A 17,383-nucleotide genomic window follows, 5' to 3' on the forward strand; every position below is an offset into this window, starting at 1 on the left:
TCACCCTGGGGGGAATCGATGCCGGCGTTCCGCTTTCCAAGATCCTTGGCTGCTGCAGGCCTCGCGCTTGCCATGGCCGTTCTGGTCCAGCCCGGTGCTGGCTTTGCCTACACGCAGGAGGAGCAGCAGGCCTGCACGCCCGACGCGATGCGGCTGTGCGGCGAGTTCGTGCCGAATGTCGACGCCATCACCGCCTGCATGATCCAGAAGAAGTCGCAGCTCTCGCCGCAGTGCCGGGCGTTCTTCCGCCCCGGTCCGGAGCCCGGCGAGGCCCGCGCCGGCAAGCCGACCAGCATCGCGCCCAAAGCCGCGAAGAAGAGCAGCAAGCCGGCGCCGAAGGCGGCCAAGAAGAAAAAGACCGAGCCAAGCTGAGCGCGTACCGTTTCCGAAACTCCGTCATGCCCGGGCTCGTCCCGGGCATTTGCGTTTCCATGCGCGAGCGCGTGCGAACGGATCTGGGCGCGACCGGGCATCAGCCACGCAACAGCCGCCGGACTCCTTTTGTTCGCCTGATGGTGCGGACGCCTGCGACAATGACGAAGGCGCGCGATGGCGAAGCGTTGCAAGATGGTTTGCGCGGCGAAGTTGCATTCCGTCTGGTCCTGCGTGTTGCCCGGAAAACGCACGATTGCCCCCGTGAAGGGCGGTTCATTGCAGTTTGTATCTTCGTCGCATGAGACAGTGTGACTCAAAAGCCAACACGCCTTGTTATTTCGTGACTGTGACGCAACTCCCGATAAATTTTTCTTTCACGAATCAGCGCGGTGATTCATTTTCGCGCCACGGGGTCAATCTGGAGGCGGAAGGTATGAACGTTATTGTTTTCGCATCACGTAAAGGTGGCTCGGGCAAGAGTACCCTGGCCGCGCATCTCGCCGCGCAGATCAAGGCGAGCAAGCAGGTCATGCTGGTGGACGCGGATCCGCAGGGCTCGCTCACGCTGTGGCACAAGCTGCGCGGCACCAACGAGCCGCCGATCAAGGCTGCCGTGAATTCCGTCAGCGGCATCGTCTCCGCTGCCAAGCGCGACGGTTATGAATGGGTGTTGATCGACACGCCGCCGAATCTGTCGGCCGTCGTCGACGACGCGATCCGCAACGCGACGATGGTGGTCATTCCCGCCCGTCCCGGCGTGTTCGACGTCAACGCGGTGCAGGAGACGATCCAGATGTGCCGCGCGGCGCGCAAGCCCTACGCGGTCGTGCTCAACGGTGCGCCGGCGCGCCGCGACGAGTCCGAAAGCCCGATCGTCACCATCGCCCGCGAGGCGCTGGCGAAATTCCGCGCCCCGGTGTGGGGCGGCCAGATCACCAACCGTTCGGATTTGCTGATGGCGCTGAGCCACGGCGAAGGCGCGCGCGAGTATCAGGCCGAGAGCCGTGCAGCCCAGGAAATTGCAAGGCTGTGGGCGGCGATCGAGCGTTCAGTGAAGGCTATTCGCGGCACGGCGTCGGCATCCGGCGCAATGCACAAGCAGGCGGCATAATTTTCATTATTCATTCCCCCGGACGAAAAACGCGCGGACAAGCCGCGCGTTTTGCGTTTCCAGGGATGGCTGCGGACGTTACGCGACCATCAGCATGTAGAACACGATGACCGGCGACAGCGTCAGGATCACCGACCAGATGCCGGCGGCCCAGAGAATGTCCTCGGTGGTAAAGCTCTGCTGTCGGGCGTCGTAATGCGACGCCACTTCGTTCCGGCTATTCATAAAACGCCCCCGCGATTTCTTCGCTTATGGACGTCGAGGATAGGCGGGATGTTTTAAAATTCCGGGTCGCAGTCTCGTGCGCATTCGAACACAAGTGCTACGACGGATTAACCATCCGCCCTGTCAGCTGAGCCAGACGCGAAACACCAGCACCGGCATCAGGCCGAGCATCACCGCCCAGAACCCGAATGACGATACGACCAGAATTCCCTGTAAGAGATCGGCGGGCGCGAACTGGCTCGCGGCCGTCGGCCGGGTGCGATGCCCCATGGATATTCCCCCTCTGGAAGACCTTTGAGAAAACGATAGGGGTGGATGCGTAAACGAGACGTGGATGCGCCATGCGGCAGCTGCGAAGGGAGTTGGGGCGCGGTTAACCACGGTGACGCTCTCACGCTCCCTCGCCCCGTTCTTACGGGGAGAGGGTGGGGTGGGCTGTCTGGCCAAACCGAGCGCGTCGGCCTCTCCCGCAAGCGGGGCGAGGCGAAGAACGCGACTACGCCGCGACTTTCATCCGCCGCTCGATCTCGCGATCGATCGTGGCCGCCAGCTCGCTGCCGATCTCGACCATCGGCAGGCGCACTTCGGGGCTGTCGATCAGGCCGCATCGCCACAGCCAGTACTTCGCCGGTGCCGGGCTCGGCTCGGTGAACAGCAGGCGCGTCAGCTCGGCGACCTCGTGCCAGCGCGCCAGCGCCGCATCGTGGTTGCCGCGCTTGTGCTCGGCATGGATCGCCGCAAAGGTCGCGGTCTCGACATGGGCCGACAGCACGATGCCGCCGTCGGCGCCGTCGGTGAGTGCCTCAAGGTAGTTCGCATCCTCGCCGGTCAGCACGCGAAAGCCCTTCGGCCGGTCGCGCAGGAGCGCGATGGATTGCTCGCGGCTCGCGCCGCAATCCTTCAGCCCGACGATGTTCCTGTGCTCGGCGAGCCGCAGCATGGTCTGGTTGGTGATGTTCACCGAGGTGCGATAGGGGATGTTGTAGAGTGCCAGCGGCCAGGCGGCGTGATCGGCAAGCGCCTCGAAATGCGCCAGCAGCCCGCGCTGCGAGGGGCGCACGTAATAGGGGCTCGCGATCAGATAGCCTTCGATCGGCCAGTCCGCCGTCTCGTCGAGACGATCCTTCAGCCGCGACGTATCCGCGCCCGACAGTCCGAGGCAGATCGGGATGCTGCGGCGGCCCGCCGCAATCTCGTCGCGGACGACGGCAACGAGTCGTTCGAGCTCGTTCTCGCGCAACGTCATGCCTTCGCCGGAGGTCGCCCCCAGGATGAAGCCGTCGATGTCTTGCGTGCAGTAGTGCCGCGTCAGCCGCCGCAGCGACGTCTCGTCGAGACGGCCGTTCCGAAACGGCGTCACCAGCGGCAGCCACAGCCCATGCAAATGATCTTCAAGACCGGTCATGTTCGTATCTCCTTCTCTTCAAGAACCTGAGACGGAGGGCACATGAAAAAACCCCGTCCAGGCGGCGGGGTTTTCGGGATTTGTCGCGATGACGAAGCCAGCTAATGCGCGCAAAAATCCGAGGCCCCGGAATGGGGGCCTTTTTTCGAGACAATTGCGCACGACTTCGTGATCATTCGCAAATGATGCGTGGTAGGCCTGGAACTGTCAATACACGCGGAACGCGAAAGCCGAATGGGACAGAAAAAAAGCCGGGCTCGAACGAGCCCGGCTTAAGGTATTGGCCACGTGAGGCCGACACAATCACCTTCCAAGAGGGATTACTGAACTCCCGCGCCACTGGAGGAGGGGGACAAATGCGCAACGCGAAGGCTCAGCGTGCAAGCAGTATGGGCTTGACGAGCGCCATGCAGCAAGCGTCGAGGCCGCATGTCAGTCATGCGGAAATCAGGACGGCCAGCGCTGCGCCTTGCTCACCACGAAGTCGCGGAACACCTGCACGCGCGCGACCGTCTTCAGCTCCTCCGGGTAGACGAAATAGGTGTCGAGCTGGATCGAGTCGGACTCACCGAACAGTTGGACGAGGCGGCTCTGTTCCTCGATCAGGTAATCCGGCAGCGCCGCGATGCCGAGGCCCTGCTGGCAGGCGCGCACGAGGCCGAGGATGTTGTTGACCCTGAAATAGGCTTCGCGCGGACCCGAGCCGTTGCGGCCGGCTTCGACCAGCCAGTTGCGGTTCTGAAGATGCGGCGCGAAGTTGCCGTCGGAGAGCGTGATGATGCGGTGGGAGTCGAGCTCCTCCAGCGTGCGCGGCGTGCCGAAGCGCTTGATGTAGTCAGGCGAGCAATAGGCGTGGAAGCCCATCGCGAACAGCTTGCGCTGGATGAGATCCGGCTGGGTCGGCTTGCGGGTGCGGATCGCAACGTCCGCTTCGCGCATCGACAGGTCGAGCTCCTCGTCGGTGACGATCAGCGAGATGCGGATCTCCGGATAGAGCGCGGTGAACTCGCCGAGCCGGGGGATCAGCCAGTTGATGCCGACGCCGGGCGTGGTGGTGATCTTGAGGTCGCCGCTCGGCCGCTCGCGGCTGTCGGTCAGCTTGGCGCGCGCCGCCTGGAGCTGCATGAACACGTCATGCGCCGTGCGGAACAGAAGGTCGCCCTGCTCGGTGAGGATCAGGCCGCGGGCGTGGCGGTGGAACAGCGAGACCGAAAGCTCCTGCTCCAGCGCCGAGACCTGACGTGACACCGCCGATTGCGACAGGCCGAGTTGCTCGCCCGCATGCGTGAAGCTGCCCGCTTCCGCCGCCGCGTGAAACACCTTCAGCTTGTCCCAGTCCATATCCGTAAATCCGTCGCGTGTTCGAGGCATGATCTTTATTCCGCTGCGGCGCGTTCGCTGGCGCGCAAGGCCAGGAAACGTTCGGCTTCGAGTGCTGCCATGCAGCCGAGGCCGGCGGCCGTGACGGCCTGGCGATAGGTTTCGTCGGCGACGTCGCCGGCGGCGAACAGGCCGGGCACCGAGGTGGCGGTCGAGTTCGGGGCGACCTCGACATAGCCCGACGGTTTCAGCTTGATCTGGTCTTTCACCAGCTCGGTTGCCGGTGCGTGTCCGATCGCGATGAAGACGCCGTCGGTCTTCAAATCCGTGAGCGCGCCGGTCCTGACGTTCTTCAGGCGCACATGGGTGACCTTGTTCGGGTTCTCAGTGCCGCAAATCTCGTCGACGGCTGAGTCCCAGACCACCTTGATCTTCGGATGCTTGAACAGGCGCTCCTGGAGGATGCGCTCGGCGCGGAAGTGATCGCGACGATGCACGATGGTGACCTGCGAGGCATGGTTGGTGAGGTACAGGGCTTCCTCGACCGCGGTATTGCCGCCGCCGACCACCACGACCTCCTTGTTGCGGTAGAAGAAGCCGTCGCAGGTGGCGCAGGCCGACACGCCGCCGCCCTGGAATTTCGCCTCAGAGGGCAGCCCGAGCCAGCGCGCTTGCGCGCCGGTGGCGAGGACGACGGCGTCGGCGAGATAGACATCGCCGCTGTCGCAGGTGAGGCGGAACGGCCGCTGCGAGCTGTCGAGCTTGATCACGAGGTCGGAGACGATCTTGGTGCCGACATGGACCGCCTGCTTCTCCATCTGCTCCATCAGCCAGGGGCCCTGGATCACGTCGGCGAAGCCCGGATAGTTCTCGACGTCGGTGGTGATGGTGAGCTGGCCGCCCGCCTGGATCCCCTGGATCAGGATCGGCTCGAGCATGGCGCGCGCGGCATAGATCGCCGCGGTGTAGCCGGCGGGGCCGGAGCCAATAATCACGACCTTTGCATGAACAGGAGCGGACATTTCGATGGACGCCTTTCACGGGGGATTTGCAGCGCGGGCGCGGAACGTGCCGGGAGGCCTCGCGGAGGCGCTGAAATATCAGAGCTAATCTAAGCCTTCTGGTGAGCTATGCAAGAATTGCATTCCCTATCGGCGGATTTTTCCAACAAGGAACAAAAGTCGATTGCGCTGCACGCGCAATAAAATTGCGCATCCGGCCGAGATTGGGCTATGAGAATTGCGAACAGACCCCACCCGATACCGCCTTAAGGCCAGGAGTTCCAATCACGTGTCGCGGAACCTAGACGAGATCGACCTGAAAATTCTCACGGAGATCCAGGCCGACGGTCGAATCACCAATGTCGAGCTGGCCAAGCGCGTCGGCATCTCGCCGCCGCCCTGCCTGCGCCGGGTCCGGGCGCTGGAGGAGGAGGGATATATCCACGGCTATCGTGGGCTGCTGGATGCCCGCAAGCTCGGCTTCGACGTCACCGTGTTCGCCGCCGTGCACCTGTCCAGCCAGGCCGAGGCCGATTTGCGCGCCTTCGAGGAATTCGTCCGCGCCGAGCCGCTGGTGCGGGAGTGCTGGATGCTATCCGGCGAGGTGGACTTTATTCTCAAATGCGTCGCCCCCGACATGGCGACGTTCCAGGATTTCGTCACCCACCTCACCGCCGCGCCCCATGTGCGCAACGTGCGGACCTCGCTGGTGCTGCATAATTCCAAATACGAAGCTGCCGTGCCGCTAGACGTGAAGGGGCGGAGGTAGGGCGCGCTGAACGTCCTGCCAATCCCGTCATCCTGAGGCGCGAGCATCGGGCGCAAAGCGCCCGATGGGGAGCCTCGAAGGATGCACGGCCCGCATGCAGCAACGCGCGGCGACAGTTGGGCCGTCGCCCTTCGAGGGCGGCCGAAGAAGCGGCCGCCTCAGGGTGACGGTGATGGAGTGGGGCGCTGCGCTCTCAATGACGAGTGGTGAGTGCGTGCTTCCCCCACACAACCAGCAGGCAGCAACAAAAAGGCCGCGCTATGCGCGGCCTTTTTCAATTCGTCAGTGGGTGCAGCGGCAAATCCCTACCGCCACTCCACCTTGGTGATCTCATACGCCTTGGCGCCGCCGGGCGCGTTGACCTCGACGGTCGAACCTTTCTTCTTGCCGATCAGCGCGCGCGCGAGCGGCGAGGTGATGGAGATGCGGCCCTTCTTGGCGTCGGCCTCGACCTCGCCGACGATCTGCCACACCGTCTTCTTCTCGGTGTCCTCGTCGACCAGCGTCACGGTGGCGCCGAACTTGATGGTGTCGCCGGAGAGCTTCGAGATATCGATGATGTCGGCGCGCGCGAGCTTGTCCTCGAGCTCGGCGATGCGGCCTTCATTGTGGGACTGCTCTTCCTTCGCGGCGTGATATTCCGCGTTCTCCGACAGGTCGCCGTGCGAGCGCGCTTCCGCAATATGCTCGATGATGCGCGGACGGTCCTCCGACTGGCGCTTCTTCAATTCTTCCCCGAGCGCGGCAAAGCCGCCCGCTGTCATCGGAACCTTTTCCATCTCTTCTCTCGTCCTTCGGTCGTGCGCGCCCCGAAATGTCAGCGCGCACGCAACTTGATTCGTCAGTCTATCCGGGGCTCAACTCGCCCGCCGCCGGACGTTCATATGGGCTTGGCGCCGGAACAGAACAACCATATGGCCGGAACAGTTCCTCCGGCCATTGTGGCTTCATCGCCAATCACTTAGCGGAAGGCTGACCCCTGAAGGCCTGGCCCGCCGCGCGCGATCAGGTTTCCGAAAAGTAGCTCTGCAGGGTACGAACCTCAAGGTCCCCGCCGAGATAGGCGCGGATGCCCTGCGCGGCCGCCACGGCGCCAGAAAGAGTGGTGTAATACGGCACTTTATGCAAGAGGGCCGCGCGCCGCAGCGAACGGCTGTCGGCGAGCGCCTGCGGGCCTTCGGTGGTGTTGAGGACGAGCTGGACGTCGCCATTGGTGATGGCGTCGACGATGTGCGGCCGCCCCTCCAGCACCTTGTTCACCTTTTCGGTGGGGATGCCCTGGTCGGTCAGGAAACGCTGCGTGCCCGATGTCGCCAGCACTTTGAAGCCGAGCGAGTGCAGCTCGCGAACGGCCTCGGCGATCCGCGTCTTGTCGCTCTCGCGCACCGAGACGAACACCGTACCCTTGCGCGGCACCCGCGTGCCGCCGCCGAGCTGGCTCTTGGCGAATGCCACCGCGAAGGAGCGGTCGATGCCCATGACCTCGCCGGTCGAGCGCATCTCGGGGCCGAGCACGGTGTCGACGCCGGGGAAGCGGGCGAACGGAAACACCGATTCCTTGACGCCGACATGCTTGAGGTCCGCCTTCTTCAGCCCGAAGTCGGCGAGCTTCTCGCCGGCCATGACGCGCGCCGCGATCTTCGCAACCGGCGTGCCGACCACCTTGGCGACGAACGGCACCGTGCGCGAGGCGCGCGGATTGACCTCGAGCACGTAGATGTCGCCGTCCTTGATGGCGTATTGCACGTTCATCAGGCCGACGACGTCGAGGCCGAGCGCGAGCTCGCGCGTCTGCCGCTCCAGCTCCCCGATCATCTTCGCATCGAGCGAGTGCGGCGGCAGCGAGCAGGCGCTATCGCCGGAATGAATGCCGGCTTCCTCGATGTGCTCCATGATGCCGACGATGAAGGTGTCCTTGCCGTCGCAGAGGCAGTCGACGTCGATCTCGGTTGCGTCCGACAGATAGCGGTCGAACAGCAGCGGGTTCTTGCCGAGCACGGTGTTGATCTGCCCGGTCTTGTCATTCGGGTAGCGCGCCTTGACGTCGGCGGGCACCAGCTCCGGCAGCGTGCCGAGCAGGTAGTCGCTGAGCTGGTTCTCCTCGCGGATGATCTGCATGGCGCGGCCGCCGAGCACGTAGGACGGGCGCACCACCAGCGGCAAACCGAGATCGGTTGCGACCAGGCGGGCCTGCTCGACCGAATAGGCAATGCCGTTCTTCGGCTGCTTGAGACGGAGCTTGTCGAGCACGCGCTTGAAGCGGTCGCGGTCTTCGGCAAGGTCGATGGCGTCGGGCGAGGTGCCGAGGATCGGCACTTCGGCGGCTTCCAGCGCGCGCGCCAGCTTGAGCGGCGTCTGGCCGCCGAACTGCACGATCACGCCATGAAGCGTGCCGTTGGTGCGCTCTTTGGCGATGATCTCCAGCACGTCCTCGGCGGTGAGCGGCTCGAAATAGAGCCGGTCGGCGGTGTCGTAGTCGGTCGACACCGTTTCCGGGTTGCAATTGACCATGATGGATTCGTAGCCCGCGTCATGCAGCGCGAAGCAGGCGTGACAGCAGCAATAGTCGAACTCGATGCCCTGGCCGATGCGGTTCGGCCCGCCGCCGAGGATGATGACCTTCTTCTTGTCCGACGGCGCGCTCTCGTCGGCCGGCGCACCCGCGAACGGCGCCTCATAGGTCGAATACATGTAGGCGGTCGGCGAGGCGAATTCGGCCGCGCAGGTGTCGATGCGCTTGTAGACCGGGCGAACGTCGAGCGCGTGGCGCTTCGCCGTCACCTCGGCTTCCGTCGTCTGGACAAGCACGGCGAGCCGCGCATCGGAGAAGCCCATGGCCTTGAGCGTCCGCATGCCGAAGGCGTTGCCCGGCAGGCCGTTCTTCCTGACCTTCTCCTCCATGTCGACGATGCCGCGCATCTCGCTGAGGAACCACGGGTCGATCTTGCAGGAGTTGAAGATGTCCTCGTTCGACCAGCCGAGCCGCATCGCCTGGGCGACCTGAAGCAGCCGGTTCGGCGTCGGCGTGCCGAGCGCAGCGCGGATCGCGTTCTTGTCGTCGTCGCGCCCCAAACCCTCGATCTCGATCTCGTCGAGGCCGGTGAGGCCGGTCTCGAGCCCGCGCAAGGCCTTCTGAAGGCTTTCCTGGAAGGTGCGGCCGATCGCCATGACCTCGCCGACGGACTTCATCGATGTGGTCAGCGTGGTGGACGCGCCGGGGAATTTCTCGAAGGCGAAGCGCGGCACCTTGGTGACGACGTAGTCGATGGTCGGCTCGAACGAGGCCGGCGTCGCGCCGCCGGTGATGTCGTTGGCGATCTCGTCGAGGGTGTAGCCGACCGCAAGCTTGGCTGCGACCTTGGCGATCGGGAAGCCCGTCGCCTTCGAGGCCAGCGCGGAGGAGCGCGACACGCGCGGATTCATCTCGATCACGACCATGCGGCCGTCTTCGGGATTGACGCCGAACTGCACGTTGGAGCCGCCGGTCTCGACGCCGATCTCGCGCAGCACCGCCAGCGAGGCGTCGCGCATGATCTGGTATTCCTTGTCGGTCAGCGTCAGCGCCGGCGCGACCGTGATGGAGTCGCCGGTGTGCACGCCCATCGGATCGAGGTTCTCGATCGAGCAGACGATGATGCAATTGTCTTTCTTGTCGCGCACCACCTCCATCTCGTACTCTTTCCAGCCGAGCACGGATTCCTCGATCAGCACCTCGTTGGTCGGAGACGCGTCCAGGCCGCGCTCGATGATGTCGAGGAACTCTTCCTTGTTGTAGGCGATGCCGCCGCCGGTGCCGCCCATGGTGAAGGAGGGGCGGATGATCGCGGGCAGGCCGATCTCGGACAGCGCCATCAGCGCCTGTCCCAGCGCATATTCCTGATAGCGCTTGCGGCGGTCGCCTTCGCCGAGCGTCCACTGCCGCTCGAGCTCGGCGAGCGCAGCACCGGACGCCTTCTCGCGCTCCGCCTGGTACTTGTCGCGGAACGACTTCTTCAGGTCGGAGGCGTTGGCGAGCCGCGACTTCGGCGTCTCGAGCCCGATCTTGGTCATGGCCTCGCGGAACAGCTGGCGGTCCTCGGCCTTGTCGATCGCGTCGGCGGTGGCGCCGATCATCTCGACGTCGAACTTTTCCAGCGTGCCCTGCCGGCGCAGCGACAGCGCGCAGTTCAGCGCGGTCTGGCCGCCCATGGTCGGCAGCAGCGCGAAGCCGCCGGGAATGACGTGACGTTCCTTCTCGATGATCTTGGCGACGATCTCGGGCGTGATCGGCTCGATATAGGTCGCATCGGCCAATTCCGGGTCGGTCATGATAGTGGCCGGATTGGAATTGACGAGGACGATGCGATAGCCCTCTTCCTTCAGCGTCTTCACCGCCTGCGTGCCCGAATAGTCGAACTCGCAGGCCTGGCCGATCACGATGGGACCGGCGCCGATGATCAGGATGGTGGTGATGTCTGTACGTTTGGGCATCAACTCTCGCCGGACTGGAATTTGGGCACAAAAAAAGGGCGCGCTGCTGCGCGTCCCTTTGGCCGAGAGCGCGGTGGTCTCCCTCGCGCGCGGGGTGGGTCTTAGACCAGATTCCGGGGCGGCGAAACCCCGAAAAATGCCCATCAACCGGCAATTTTGACGGGTTTTGGCCGGGCCTGCCAGCCACGGGCGAGATGCACCAGCAACGAGGCCGCGACGCTCGTTCCGCCGATCCAGCCGAGGTCGGTCGGCGAGAAGGTGGCCAGCACGGCACCGCCCAGGGCACCGCCAATGGCGAAGCCGAGATACATCGCGGAGGCGTTGAGCGAGAGCGCGATCATCGAGGCCTGCGGCTCGATCCGGATGATGCTGGCGATCTGGGCCGGATAGAATGCCCAGCCCGAGATGCCCCAGAGGAAGATCGCGCCCAGCACCGCATAATGGGCTTGGCCCGACATCAGCTTCAGGACCAGCGAATGCAGGATCAGCGCAGATGCCATGCCGGCGAGCCCGAGGGCTGCGGTGGTGAGCGTTCCGAGCCGGTCCGCCAGAACGCCGCCGAGCATGTTCCCGATCGCCGCCGCACCGCCAAACACCAGCAGCGCAAGGCTGATTTGCGACGCATCGAAGCCGAGGCCGCGCAGCGGCACGGCGAAATAGGTGAACACGGTGAAGCCGCCGAGCGCCCATAAAATCGTGATCAGAAGCGCGGTCAGGACATTGCTGTGACGCGCCACCGCCAGACGGTCGCCGAGTGAGGCGGTGTTGCGCGGCAGGCCGCGTGGCAGGCCCAGCAGTAGGCCGGCGAGCGCGACAGCGCCGATCAGGGCTACCATGGCAAAAGTCGCGCGCCAGCCGAACAGGCTGCCGATGAGATTGCCGACGGGAACGCCGATGACGGTCGCGACCGTGAGGCCTGAGGTGACCAGTGCCACGGCGCGGCCGCGCCGCTCCGGCGAGGCGACCGCCACGGACACCGCGAGCGCCGTCGGCATGCACAGCCCGGAGCCCAACGCCATCAGCATGCGCGAGGCCAGCAGCAGCGCGTAGTTGGAGGCCACCATGGCCGCGAGATTTCCGGCGATGAAAGTGGACAGCGCCAAAGCCAGCACGGTGCGGCGGTCGATGTTGTTCAGCGTCACCGCTAGGATCGGCGAGCCCACCGCATAGGTGAGGGCGTAGGCGGTGACCAATTGGCCCGCGGCTGAGACCGAAATCGACAGGTCGGAGGCAATCGACGGCAAAAGCCCTGCAATCACAAAGCCTTCGGTGCCAATCGCAAAGGCCGCCAAGGCCAGCCAGAACACGCTCATTGGATATGATCCCTATGTTCAACGTTTATTGAACTATTGAATGCCGGAGCTGTGGTGTCAATTGGTTCAAGAACTATTGAACATTGCGGCCGCTTCGCTATGATTCCGCCTGTCATGAGCCGCACACCTCTCCACCCCACCCGCGAGCAGATCGAGCTGCCGATGGTTCTGGATTGCCTGAGCGATCCGATCCGGTTGGCGATCGTCTACCAGCTCGCCCAGCTGGAACGCGTCAGCAGCGAGCTGTGCTGCGGCGACTTCAACGCGCTCAGCGGCAAGTCGAATCTCGCCTATCACTTCGCCAAGCTGCGCGAATGCGGCCTGATGCAAACGCGCGTTGCCGGAACCAACCGCTTCATGCGGCTGCGCCGCGAGGATCTGGACGCGCGCTTTCCGGGCTTGCTCGACGCCGTCATCAGCTCCGCAGCCAAGGACGCCGACCGGCTCCAGCTCTTGCCTGAATGTGAAGTGGCTGACGTGGATTGAGGTTTTGGGCGGATAGCCCGTCTTCGCTTTCGCTTTGCTCCGGCTACGCCGGACACGCTTGGCGCCTGTGGGCCTTTGCGTGGCTGCGCCACGCGTAGCCCCGAGAGGGGGCGAAGCGTGGAGACCCGGCCTGGATTTGAACCAGGATAAAGAGCGATGCACCGCCCTCGCGTAGACGCTTCCGCCACCGGGCCGCGCCGATCATTACCGATCGAGGTGCGCGGGGCTACCTCAGGTGGTCTTTATGCTTAACGCACCAGAGGCGGCCGCGCGATGAATGTCATGCGCCAGCGATTATGGCCGATATTGGTGTGCGCACGCTGGACCGCAAAGCCGGCCGCGGTGAGCTTGGCGGTGATCTCGTCCTCGCTGTAGCGCTGGAGCCCGATGCGTGTGCGCAGATGACGGTAATCTGACAGCGCGGTGCTGATCAGCCCGACCAGCGCGTCTTTCAGGAAGCCGTGACGCAGGCCGAAGCTGAGCAGCGCCATCACGTCCCTGAACATGCCGACGTCAGGCCGCAAAATATCTCCGAGCACCAGCTTGCCTGATGGCGTCAGCAATCGCCGGACGTTGACAAGCGCGGCGTCGAGCTCGTCCGGTGCCATGTATTGCGCGACCGAGTTCATCACGACGAGGTCGATGGACTGGTCCTGCATCTTGCGGACGTCGTCGAGCGAGCGGACGCGGATCTTGGTGTTTGGCGCAAACCGCGCGATCAGCCGGCCGCGCACGCCGGGGGCGGGCTCGGCAAGGATCAGCTTGCCACAAGCCGCTGCGACCTGGCTCGCCGACAGCGCCTCGCCGCAGGCATAGTCCAGCACCGTCGCCTCGGGCGAGGAGATGTAGCCGATGATGTCCCGCGCAATGATCTGGAAATGCAAGTCGCGATGCAGCTTGCTGACATAGATCGTATGCGTCGAGTCGTAATAATCGATCCAATCGTCCATGGTATCCCGCCCGGCGGTTCCTATCTAGGAACCGCGCTGCCCACCTTGCGTTAGGGGTGCGACGGCGCGCCGTCAATGTCCGCGTCCTAACAGGAAGGTCTCCCGTGAGCAAAACCAACAACAAGGTCTCGCCCGATCTCGACACCCCCACCGATCTGCCGCCCGATGGGGTCAAGAAGGTCTCCGAGGCGCTCAACGTGCTTCTGGCCGATGCGTTCGCGCTGTACCTGAAGACCAAGAATTTCCACTGGCACATCAGTGGCCGGCATTTCCGCGACTATCATCTGCTGCTCGACGAGCAGTCGGATCAGATCTTCGCCACCACCGACCAGCTTGCGGAGCGCGTCCGCAAGATCGGCGGCACCACGCTGAAGTCGATCGGCCAGGTCGCAAAGCTCCAGACCATCAAGGACAACAACGAGGACTACGTCCCGCCGCGCGAGATGCTGCGCGAGCTGATGCAGGACAACAAGCAGGTCGCAGCCGCGATGCGCAAGGCGCACGAGGTCTGCGACGAGGCCGGCGACGTCGCCAGCGCCAGCATTTTGGAAAACTTCATCGACGAGACCGAGCGGAGGACGTGGTTCCTGTTCGAGGCCACAAGGCAGGAGGGCAGCAACGCGGCGTAAGGGCACGGCTGCCGTAGTTGCGTAGGGTGGGCAAAGGAGCACTCTTGCGCGCCGTGCCCACCATCTCTCCTTGCGGCACAAATCAATTGGTGGGCACGCTTCGCTTTGCCCACCCTACGGCACCGCCTTTATGGCTGGCTCCATAACCGCATCAACGCCCCGTCCTTCCCCGTCACCGGATCGGCCGGCGGCAACGCGACCTTCGGAATCGTCTTCAACGCCCTGGCGTGATTCTCCGCCGTCGCCCGCGTGATCTCCATCTTGCTGCCCGGCGGATAGGCGCCGATCACGCAGAAATCGCCGCTCGCCTTGATGCATTGATGCCCGGTGCCGGCGGGGAGGATCGCGACATCGCCCGCCCTGATCTCAAGCTCCTGGCCGTGGTCGCCGCCGAAGCGGACCCGCGCATTGCCGCGTGCGACGCCGAGCACCTCATGCACCGTCGCGTGATAGTGCAGATAGTCGTAGACGCCGTTGCGCCACGTGCCGCCCCAGCCGTTCGCTTCGAACAGGTTTTCGACGGTCTCTTCCGGATGCTCGGGATCGAGCTTCACAGCAACCTGGTAGACCAGGAAGGGAAGAATGTTGTTCGGCACGAGCCCGTCATCCTCGAACACGATGGCGAGCGGCTCGGCCTTGTCGCGGACGACGGACATAGCGGGGCTCCTGCACGAATGTAGCAGGGATCAACGAGGGGTGTGAGACGACGTTCCTTCGACGAAAAAGCCCGGGACGAGCCCGGGCTTTTCTGAATGCGTCGCGATAGTTCGCCTTACGCGCTCTTCTTCTGCCGCATCAGGTCGGCGAAACGCTGGAACAGATAGTGCGAGTCGCGCGGGCCGGGTGAGGCCTCGGGGTGGTACTGCACCGAGAACACCGGCTTGCCGTCGAGCTGGATGCCGCAATTGGAGCCGTCGAACAGCGAGATGTGGGTCTGCGTCGCGCCCTTCGGCAGCGTGCTCTCGTCCACGGCAAAGCCGTGGTTCATCGAAGTGATCTCGACCTTGCCGGTGGTCTCGTCCTTGACGGGATGATTGGCGCCGTGATGGCCCTGATGCATCTTCTTGGTCTTCGCGCCGACGGCGAGGCCGAGCATCTGGTGACCGAGACAGATTCCGAAGGTCGGCGTACCCGACTTGATCACGTCCTTGATGACGGGCACGGCATATTTGCCGGTCGCGGCCGGATCGCCCGGACCGTTGGACAGGAACACGCCGTCCGGCTTCATCGCCAGAATGTCTTCTGACGAGGTCGTCGCCGGCACCACCGTCACGTTGCAGCCGACACCGGCGAGCAGGCGCAGGATGTTGCGCTTGATGCCGTAGTCGATGGCGACGACGTTGAACTCAGGCTTCTCCTGCCGGCCAAAACCCTTGTCCCACAGCCAGGGCGTCTCGTCCCAGGTGAAGCGCTGGCCGGAGGTGACCATCGGCACGAGGTCCATGCCCTCGAGGCCGGGCCATTCGCGCGCTTCTTCCTTCAGGCCATGCAGGTCGAACTCGCCGTCCTTGGCGTGCGCGATCACGGCGTTGGGCATGCCCTTGCTGCGGATCAGCGCGGTCAGCGCCCTTGTGTCGATGCCGGACAGGCCGATGATGCCGCGCGCCTTCAGCCACTGGTCGAGATGCCTGGTGGCGCGGTAGTTCGAGGGATCGGTGATCGCGGTGCGCAGGATCACGCCGCGCGCGCCGGGCGTCGCGGCCATGTTCACCGTCTCGATGTCTTCGTCGTTGGTGCCGACGTTGCCGATATGCGGGAAGGTGAAGGTGATGAGCTGGCCGGCATAGGAGGGATCGGTGAGGATCTCCTCGTAGCCGGTCATCGCGGTGTTGAAGCAGACTTCACCGACGGCTTGGCCTTCGGCGCCGAGACCAAAGCCTTCGAGCACCGTGCCATCGGCAAGCACGAGGAGCGCGGTCGGTTTATGGTCCGGCCAGGCGGGATCGTTGTCATGTTGTGTCATGAGCGCGTTTCATAAGCCTCGCGCGGGCTGCCGTCAAAGCGCAGAATCGCCGATTCACATGCGTTTTTGCATATTTGACAGCCCATCCCGGGCACTTAAGCTCGGCCGCACAATTTCCGGCAATTCTTGGGGCTTGCGAGGCAATAATGGACCAGACCACCCCCATCGTGCTGGTTCCGGGGCTGGCCTCCTCGGCCCGGATCTATGCCCCGGTCATCCCGGCGCTCTGGCGGTTCGGCCCGGTGATGGTTGCCAACCATATCCGTGACGACAGCATGGCGGCGATCGCCGCCCGCGTGCTGCGCGAGGCCCCGCCGCGTTTCGCGCTCGCCGGCCATTCCATGGGCGGCTACGTCGCGCTCGAGATCATGCGCCAGGCGCCCGAGCGGGTTTTGAAGCTCGCTCTGATCAACACCCAGGCCCGGCCCGATACGGTGGAGGCAACCGAACGCCGCCGCGGGCTGATGGAACGGGCAAAGCGCGGTGAGTTGCGTGCCGCGCGCGAAGAAATGTTTCCCGAGCTGGTGCACACCTCGCGCCGCGACGACGCCCGCCTTCGCCAGCTCGTACATGAGCAGGGCGAGGACGTCGGCATCGAAGGCTATCTGCGGCAGCAGACCGCGATCATCGCGCGGGTGGATTCACGGCCGACGCTGGCCACGATCAAATGTCCGACGCTGGTGCTGACCGGCGATCAGGACAACACCATTCCCAACGCGTTCTCGAAGGAGATGGCGGCGGGCATTCCCGGCGCGAAGCTGGTCGTCCTGGCCAATTGCGGGCATCTGCCGCAGCCGGAGCAGCCCGAGGCAACGGCGCGGGCGCTGGTCGAATGGCTGGGAACCCCGGTTGTCTCGGGGCCGCGAACGGCCTAGATCAGGCACCGGATATTCCAGAGGATCACGATCATGCTGCGCGACGACATCAACAATGCGGTCAAGGAGGCCATGAAGGCCAAGGACGAGCGCAAGCTGTCCACGCTGCGCATGGTCAACTCGACCATCAAGAACGCCGACATCGACGCCCGCGGGCAGGGCAAGCCGCCGCTGAGCGATGCCGATTTGCTCGGTGTCTTTCAGAAGATGATCAAGCAGCGCCAGGAATCGGTCGAACTCTACGACAAGGGCGGCCGCGCCGAGCTCGCCGCGCAGGAGCGCGAGGAGATCGCGGTGATCTCGGCCTATCTGCCGAAGCAGATGTCTGAGGACGAGGTGAAGACGGCGATCGCGGACGCCATCGCCGAAACCGGCGCCGCCGGCATGAAGGACATGGGCAAGGTGATCGCGGTGCTGCGCGCGAAATACGCGGGACAGATGGATTTCGGCAAGGCGTCTGGCCTCGTGAAGGCCGCGCTGTCGGGCTAGCG

19 protein-coding genes are annotated in these 17,383 nt (G+C 64.3%); 8 read left to right on the top strand and 11 right to left on the bottom strand.

Going from position 1 to position 17,383, the window contains the following annotated elements; all coding sequences use genetic code 11:
* The first annotated feature begins 18 nt into the window (after window positions 1-18).
* The 3 genes from I3J27_RS06060 to I3J27_RS06070 all read left to right on the top strand — a co-directional run bounded on the left by I3J27_RS06060 (window position 19) and on the right by I3J27_RS06070 (window position 1,486).
* A complete protein-coding gene (locus I3J27_RS06060; protein ID WP_270166384.1) occupies window positions 19-372 on the top strand; it encodes a hypothetical protein in 354 nt (117 codons plus the stop codon).
* Window positions 373-398: 26 nt separating this feature from the next.
* Window positions 399-677 carry a hypothetical protein gene (locus I3J27_RS06065; protein WP_270166385.1) on the top strand — a complete coding sequence of 93 codons (279 nt, stop codon included), beginning with the start codon at window positions 399-401 and terminating at the stop codon, window positions 675-677.
* 131 nt (window positions 678-808) lie between these two features.
* A complete protein-coding gene (locus tag I3J27_RS06070) occupies window positions 809-1,486 on the top strand; it encodes an AAA family ATPase (RefSeq protein WP_151644041.1) in 678 nt (225 codons plus the stop codon).
* A 78-nt stretch (window positions 1,487-1,564) separates the two neighbouring features.
* Here I3J27_RS06070 and I3J27_RS06075 read toward each other — a convergent pair whose 3' ends face one another.
* The 5 genes from I3J27_RS06075 to trxB form a co-directional block, all read right to left on the bottom strand.
* A complete protein-coding gene (locus I3J27_RS06075) occupies window positions 1,565-1,711 on the bottom strand; it encodes a hypothetical protein (protein ID WP_270166388.1) in 147 nt (48 codons plus the stop codon).
* Window positions 1,712-1,834: 123 nt separating this feature from the next.
* The gene (locus tag I3J27_RS06080; RefSeq protein ID WP_270166390.1) at window positions 1,835-1,981 is read right to left on the bottom strand and encodes a hypothetical protein; all 147 of its coding nucleotides are present in this window, start codon (window positions 1,979-1,981) and stop codon (window positions 1,835-1,837) included.
* Between the two features lie 226 nt (window positions 1,982-2,207).
* Window positions 2,208-3,116 carry a 4-hydroxy-tetrahydrodipicolinate synthase family protein gene (locus tag I3J27_RS06085; RefSeq protein WP_270166392.1) on the bottom strand — a complete coding sequence of 303 codons (909 nt, stop codon included), beginning with the start codon at window positions 3,114-3,116 and terminating at the stop codon, window positions 2,208-2,210.
* A gap of 447 nt (window positions 3,117-3,563) precedes the next feature.
* Window positions 3,564-4,487: a LysR family transcriptional regulator gene (locus I3J27_RS06090; protein ID WP_027534296.1), complete on the bottom strand. Its 924-nt coding sequence runs from the start codon at window positions 4,485-4,487 to the stop codon at window positions 3,564-3,566.
* 5 nt (window positions 4,488-4,492) lie between these two features.
* On the bottom strand, window positions 4,493-5,458 hold the full coding sequence (trxB, locus tag I3J27_RS06095) for a thioredoxin-disulfide reductase (RefSeq protein ID WP_270166397.1): 966 nt from the start codon (window positions 5,456-5,458) through the stop codon (window positions 4,493-4,495).
* 268 nt (window positions 5,459-5,726) lie between these two features.
* On the opposite strand from trxB, the gene I3J27_RS06100 reads away from it, so the two are divergent.
* Window positions 5,727-6,206 carry an Lrp/AsnC family transcriptional regulator gene (locus tag I3J27_RS06100; RefSeq protein WP_027547667.1) on the top strand — a complete coding sequence of 160 codons (480 nt, stop codon included), beginning with the start codon at window positions 5,727-5,729 and terminating at the stop codon, window positions 6,204-6,206.
* A 305-nt stretch (window positions 6,207-6,511) separates the two neighbouring features.
* On the opposite strand, the gene greA is transcribed toward I3J27_RS06100, so the two are convergent.
* From greA to I3J27_RS06115, 3 genes are all read right to left on the bottom strand, one after another.
* Window positions 6,512-6,985: a transcription elongation factor GreA gene (gene greA, locus I3J27_RS06105; protein ID WP_007596674.1), complete on the bottom strand. Its 474-nt coding sequence runs from the start codon at window positions 6,983-6,985 to the stop codon at window positions 6,512-6,514.
* Between the two features lie 226 nt (window positions 6,986-7,211).
* A complete protein-coding gene (gene carB, locus I3J27_RS06110) occupies window positions 7,212-10,676 on the bottom strand; it encodes a carbamoyl-phosphate synthase large subunit (RefSeq protein WP_270166415.1) in 3,465 nt (1,154 codons plus the stop codon).
* A gap of 143 nt (window positions 10,677-10,819) precedes the next feature.
* Complete coding sequence (locus I3J27_RS06115; protein ID WP_270166417.1) at window positions 10,820-11,989, bottom strand: MFS transporter; 1,170 nt, start codon at window positions 11,987-11,989, stop codon at window positions 10,820-10,822.
* 114 nt (window positions 11,990-12,103) lie between these two features.
* On the opposite strand from I3J27_RS06115, the gene I3J27_RS06120 reads away from it, so the two are divergent.
* Window positions 12,104-12,475, top strand: coding sequence for an ArsR/SmtB family transcription factor (locus tag I3J27_RS06120; protein WP_270172584.1), 372 nt, complete (start codon window positions 12,104-12,106; stop codon window positions 12,473-12,475).
* Window positions 12,476-12,723: 248 nt separating this feature from the next.
* Here I3J27_RS06120 and I3J27_RS06125 read toward each other — a convergent pair whose 3' ends face one another.
* Window positions 12,724-13,425, bottom strand: coding sequence for a class I SAM-dependent methyltransferase (locus I3J27_RS06125; protein WP_270166419.1), 702 nt, complete (start codon window positions 13,423-13,425; stop codon window positions 12,724-12,726).
* A 104-nt stretch (window positions 13,426-13,529) separates the two neighbouring features.
* Between I3J27_RS06125 and I3J27_RS06130 the strand changes: the two genes are divergently transcribed.
* On the top strand, window positions 13,530-14,054 hold the full coding sequence (locus I3J27_RS06130) for a Dps family protein (RefSeq protein WP_270166421.1): 525 nt from the start codon (window positions 13,530-13,532) through the stop codon (window positions 14,052-14,054).
* 128 nt (window positions 14,055-14,182) lie between these two features.
* On the opposite strand, the gene I3J27_RS06135 is transcribed toward I3J27_RS06130, so the two are convergent.
* A complete protein-coding gene (locus tag I3J27_RS06135) occupies window positions 14,183-14,710 on the bottom strand; it encodes a hypothetical protein (protein ID WP_270166423.1) in 528 nt (175 codons plus the stop codon).
* Window positions 14,711-14,826: 116 nt separating this feature from the next.
* Entirely contained in the window at window positions 14,827-16,017 is a 1,191-nt protein-coding gene (gene carA, locus I3J27_RS06140; RefSeq protein ID WP_270166425.1) for a glutamine-hydrolyzing carbamoyl-phosphate synthase small subunit, read from the bottom strand.
* 146 nt (window positions 16,018-16,163) lie between these two features.
* On the opposite strand from carA, the gene I3J27_RS06145 reads away from it, so the two are divergent.
* Window positions 16,164-16,892: an alpha/beta fold hydrolase gene (locus I3J27_RS06145; RefSeq protein ID WP_270166427.1), complete on the top strand. Its 729-nt coding sequence runs from the start codon at window positions 16,164-16,166 to the stop codon at window positions 16,890-16,892.
* Window positions 16,893-16,925: 33 nt separating this feature from the next.
* Window positions 16,926-17,381: a GatB/YqeY domain-containing protein gene (locus tag I3J27_RS06150; protein ID WP_270166430.1), complete on the top strand. Its 456-nt coding sequence runs from the start codon at window positions 16,926-16,928 to the stop codon at window positions 17,379-17,381.
* Window positions 17,382-17,383: the final 2 nt, after the last annotated feature.

Origin of the sequence: Bradyrhizobium xenonodulans (assembly GCF_027594865.1) — a bacterium.
Lineage (GTDB): Bacteria > Pseudomonadota > Alphaproteobacteria > Rhizobiales > Xanthobacteraceae > Bradyrhizobium > Bradyrhizobium xenonodulans.

What these genes read in the sequence shown, in the direction of transcription:
- I3J27_RS06060 (WP_270166384.1), top strand. Translation starts at nt 19, where the DNA reads ATGCCGGCGTTCCGCTTTCCAAGATCCTTGGCTGCTGCAGGCCTCGCG.
- I3J27_RS06065 (WP_270166385.1), top strand. Translation starts at nt 399, where the DNA reads ATGCCCGGGCTCGTCCCGGGCATTTGCGTTTCCATGCGCGAGCGCGTG.
- I3J27_RS06070 (WP_151644041.1), top strand. Translation starts at nt 809, where the DNA reads ATGAACGTTATTGTTTTCGCATCACGTAAAGGTGGCTCGGGCAAGAGT.
- I3J27_RS06075 (WP_270166388.1), bottom strand. Translation starts at nt 1,711, where the DNA reads ATGAATAGCCGGAACGAAGTGGCGTCGCATTACGACGCCCGACAGCAG.
- I3J27_RS06080 (WP_270166390.1), bottom strand. Translation starts at nt 1,981, where the DNA reads ATGGGGCATCGCACCCGGCCGACGGCCGCGAGCCAGTTCGCGCCCGCC.
- I3J27_RS06085 (WP_270166392.1), bottom strand. Translation starts at nt 3,116, where the DNA reads ATGACCGGTCTTGAAGATCATTTGCATGGGCTGTGGCTGCCGCTGGTG.
- I3J27_RS06090 (WP_027534296.1), bottom strand. Translation starts at nt 4,487, where the DNA reads ATGCCTCGAACACGCGACGGATTTACGGATATGGACTGGGACAAGCTG.
- trxB (WP_270166397.1), bottom strand. Translation starts at nt 5,458, where the DNA reads ATGTCCGCTCCTGTTCATGCAAAGGTCGTGATTATTGGCTCCGGCCCC.
- greA (WP_007596674.1), bottom strand. Translation starts at nt 6,985, where the DNA reads ATGGAAAAGGTTCCGATGACAGCGGGCGGCTTTGCCGCGCTCGGGGAA.
- carB (WP_270166415.1), bottom strand. Translation starts at nt 10,676, where the DNA reads ATGCCCAAACGTACAGACATCACCACCATCCTGATCATCGGCGCCGGT.
- I3J27_RS06115 (WP_270166417.1), bottom strand. Translation starts at nt 11,989, where the DNA reads ATGAGCGTGTTCTGGCTGGCCTTGGCGGCCTTTGCGATTGGCACCGAA.
- I3J27_RS06120 (WP_270172584.1), top strand. Translation starts at nt 12,104, where the DNA reads ATGAGCCGCACACCTCTCCACCCCACCCGCGAGCAGATCGAGCTGCCG.
- I3J27_RS06125 (WP_270166419.1), bottom strand. Translation starts at nt 13,425, where the DNA reads ATGGACGATTGGATCGATTATTACGACTCGACGCATACGATCTATGTC.
- I3J27_RS06135 (WP_270166423.1), bottom strand. Translation starts at nt 14,710, where the DNA reads ATGTCCGTCGTCCGCGACAAGGCCGAGCCGCTCGCCATCGTGTTCGAG.
- carA (WP_270166425.1), bottom strand. Translation starts at nt 16,017, where the DNA reads ATGACACAACATGACAACGATCCCGCCTGGCCGGACCATAAACCGACC.
- I3J27_RS06145 (WP_270166427.1), top strand. Translation starts at nt 16,164, where the DNA reads ATGGACCAGACCACCCCCATCGTGCTGGTTCCGGGGCTGGCCTCCTCG.
- I3J27_RS06150 (WP_270166430.1), top strand. Translation starts at nt 16,926, where the DNA reads ATGCTGCGCGACGACATCAACAATGCGGTCAAGGAGGCCATGAAGGCC.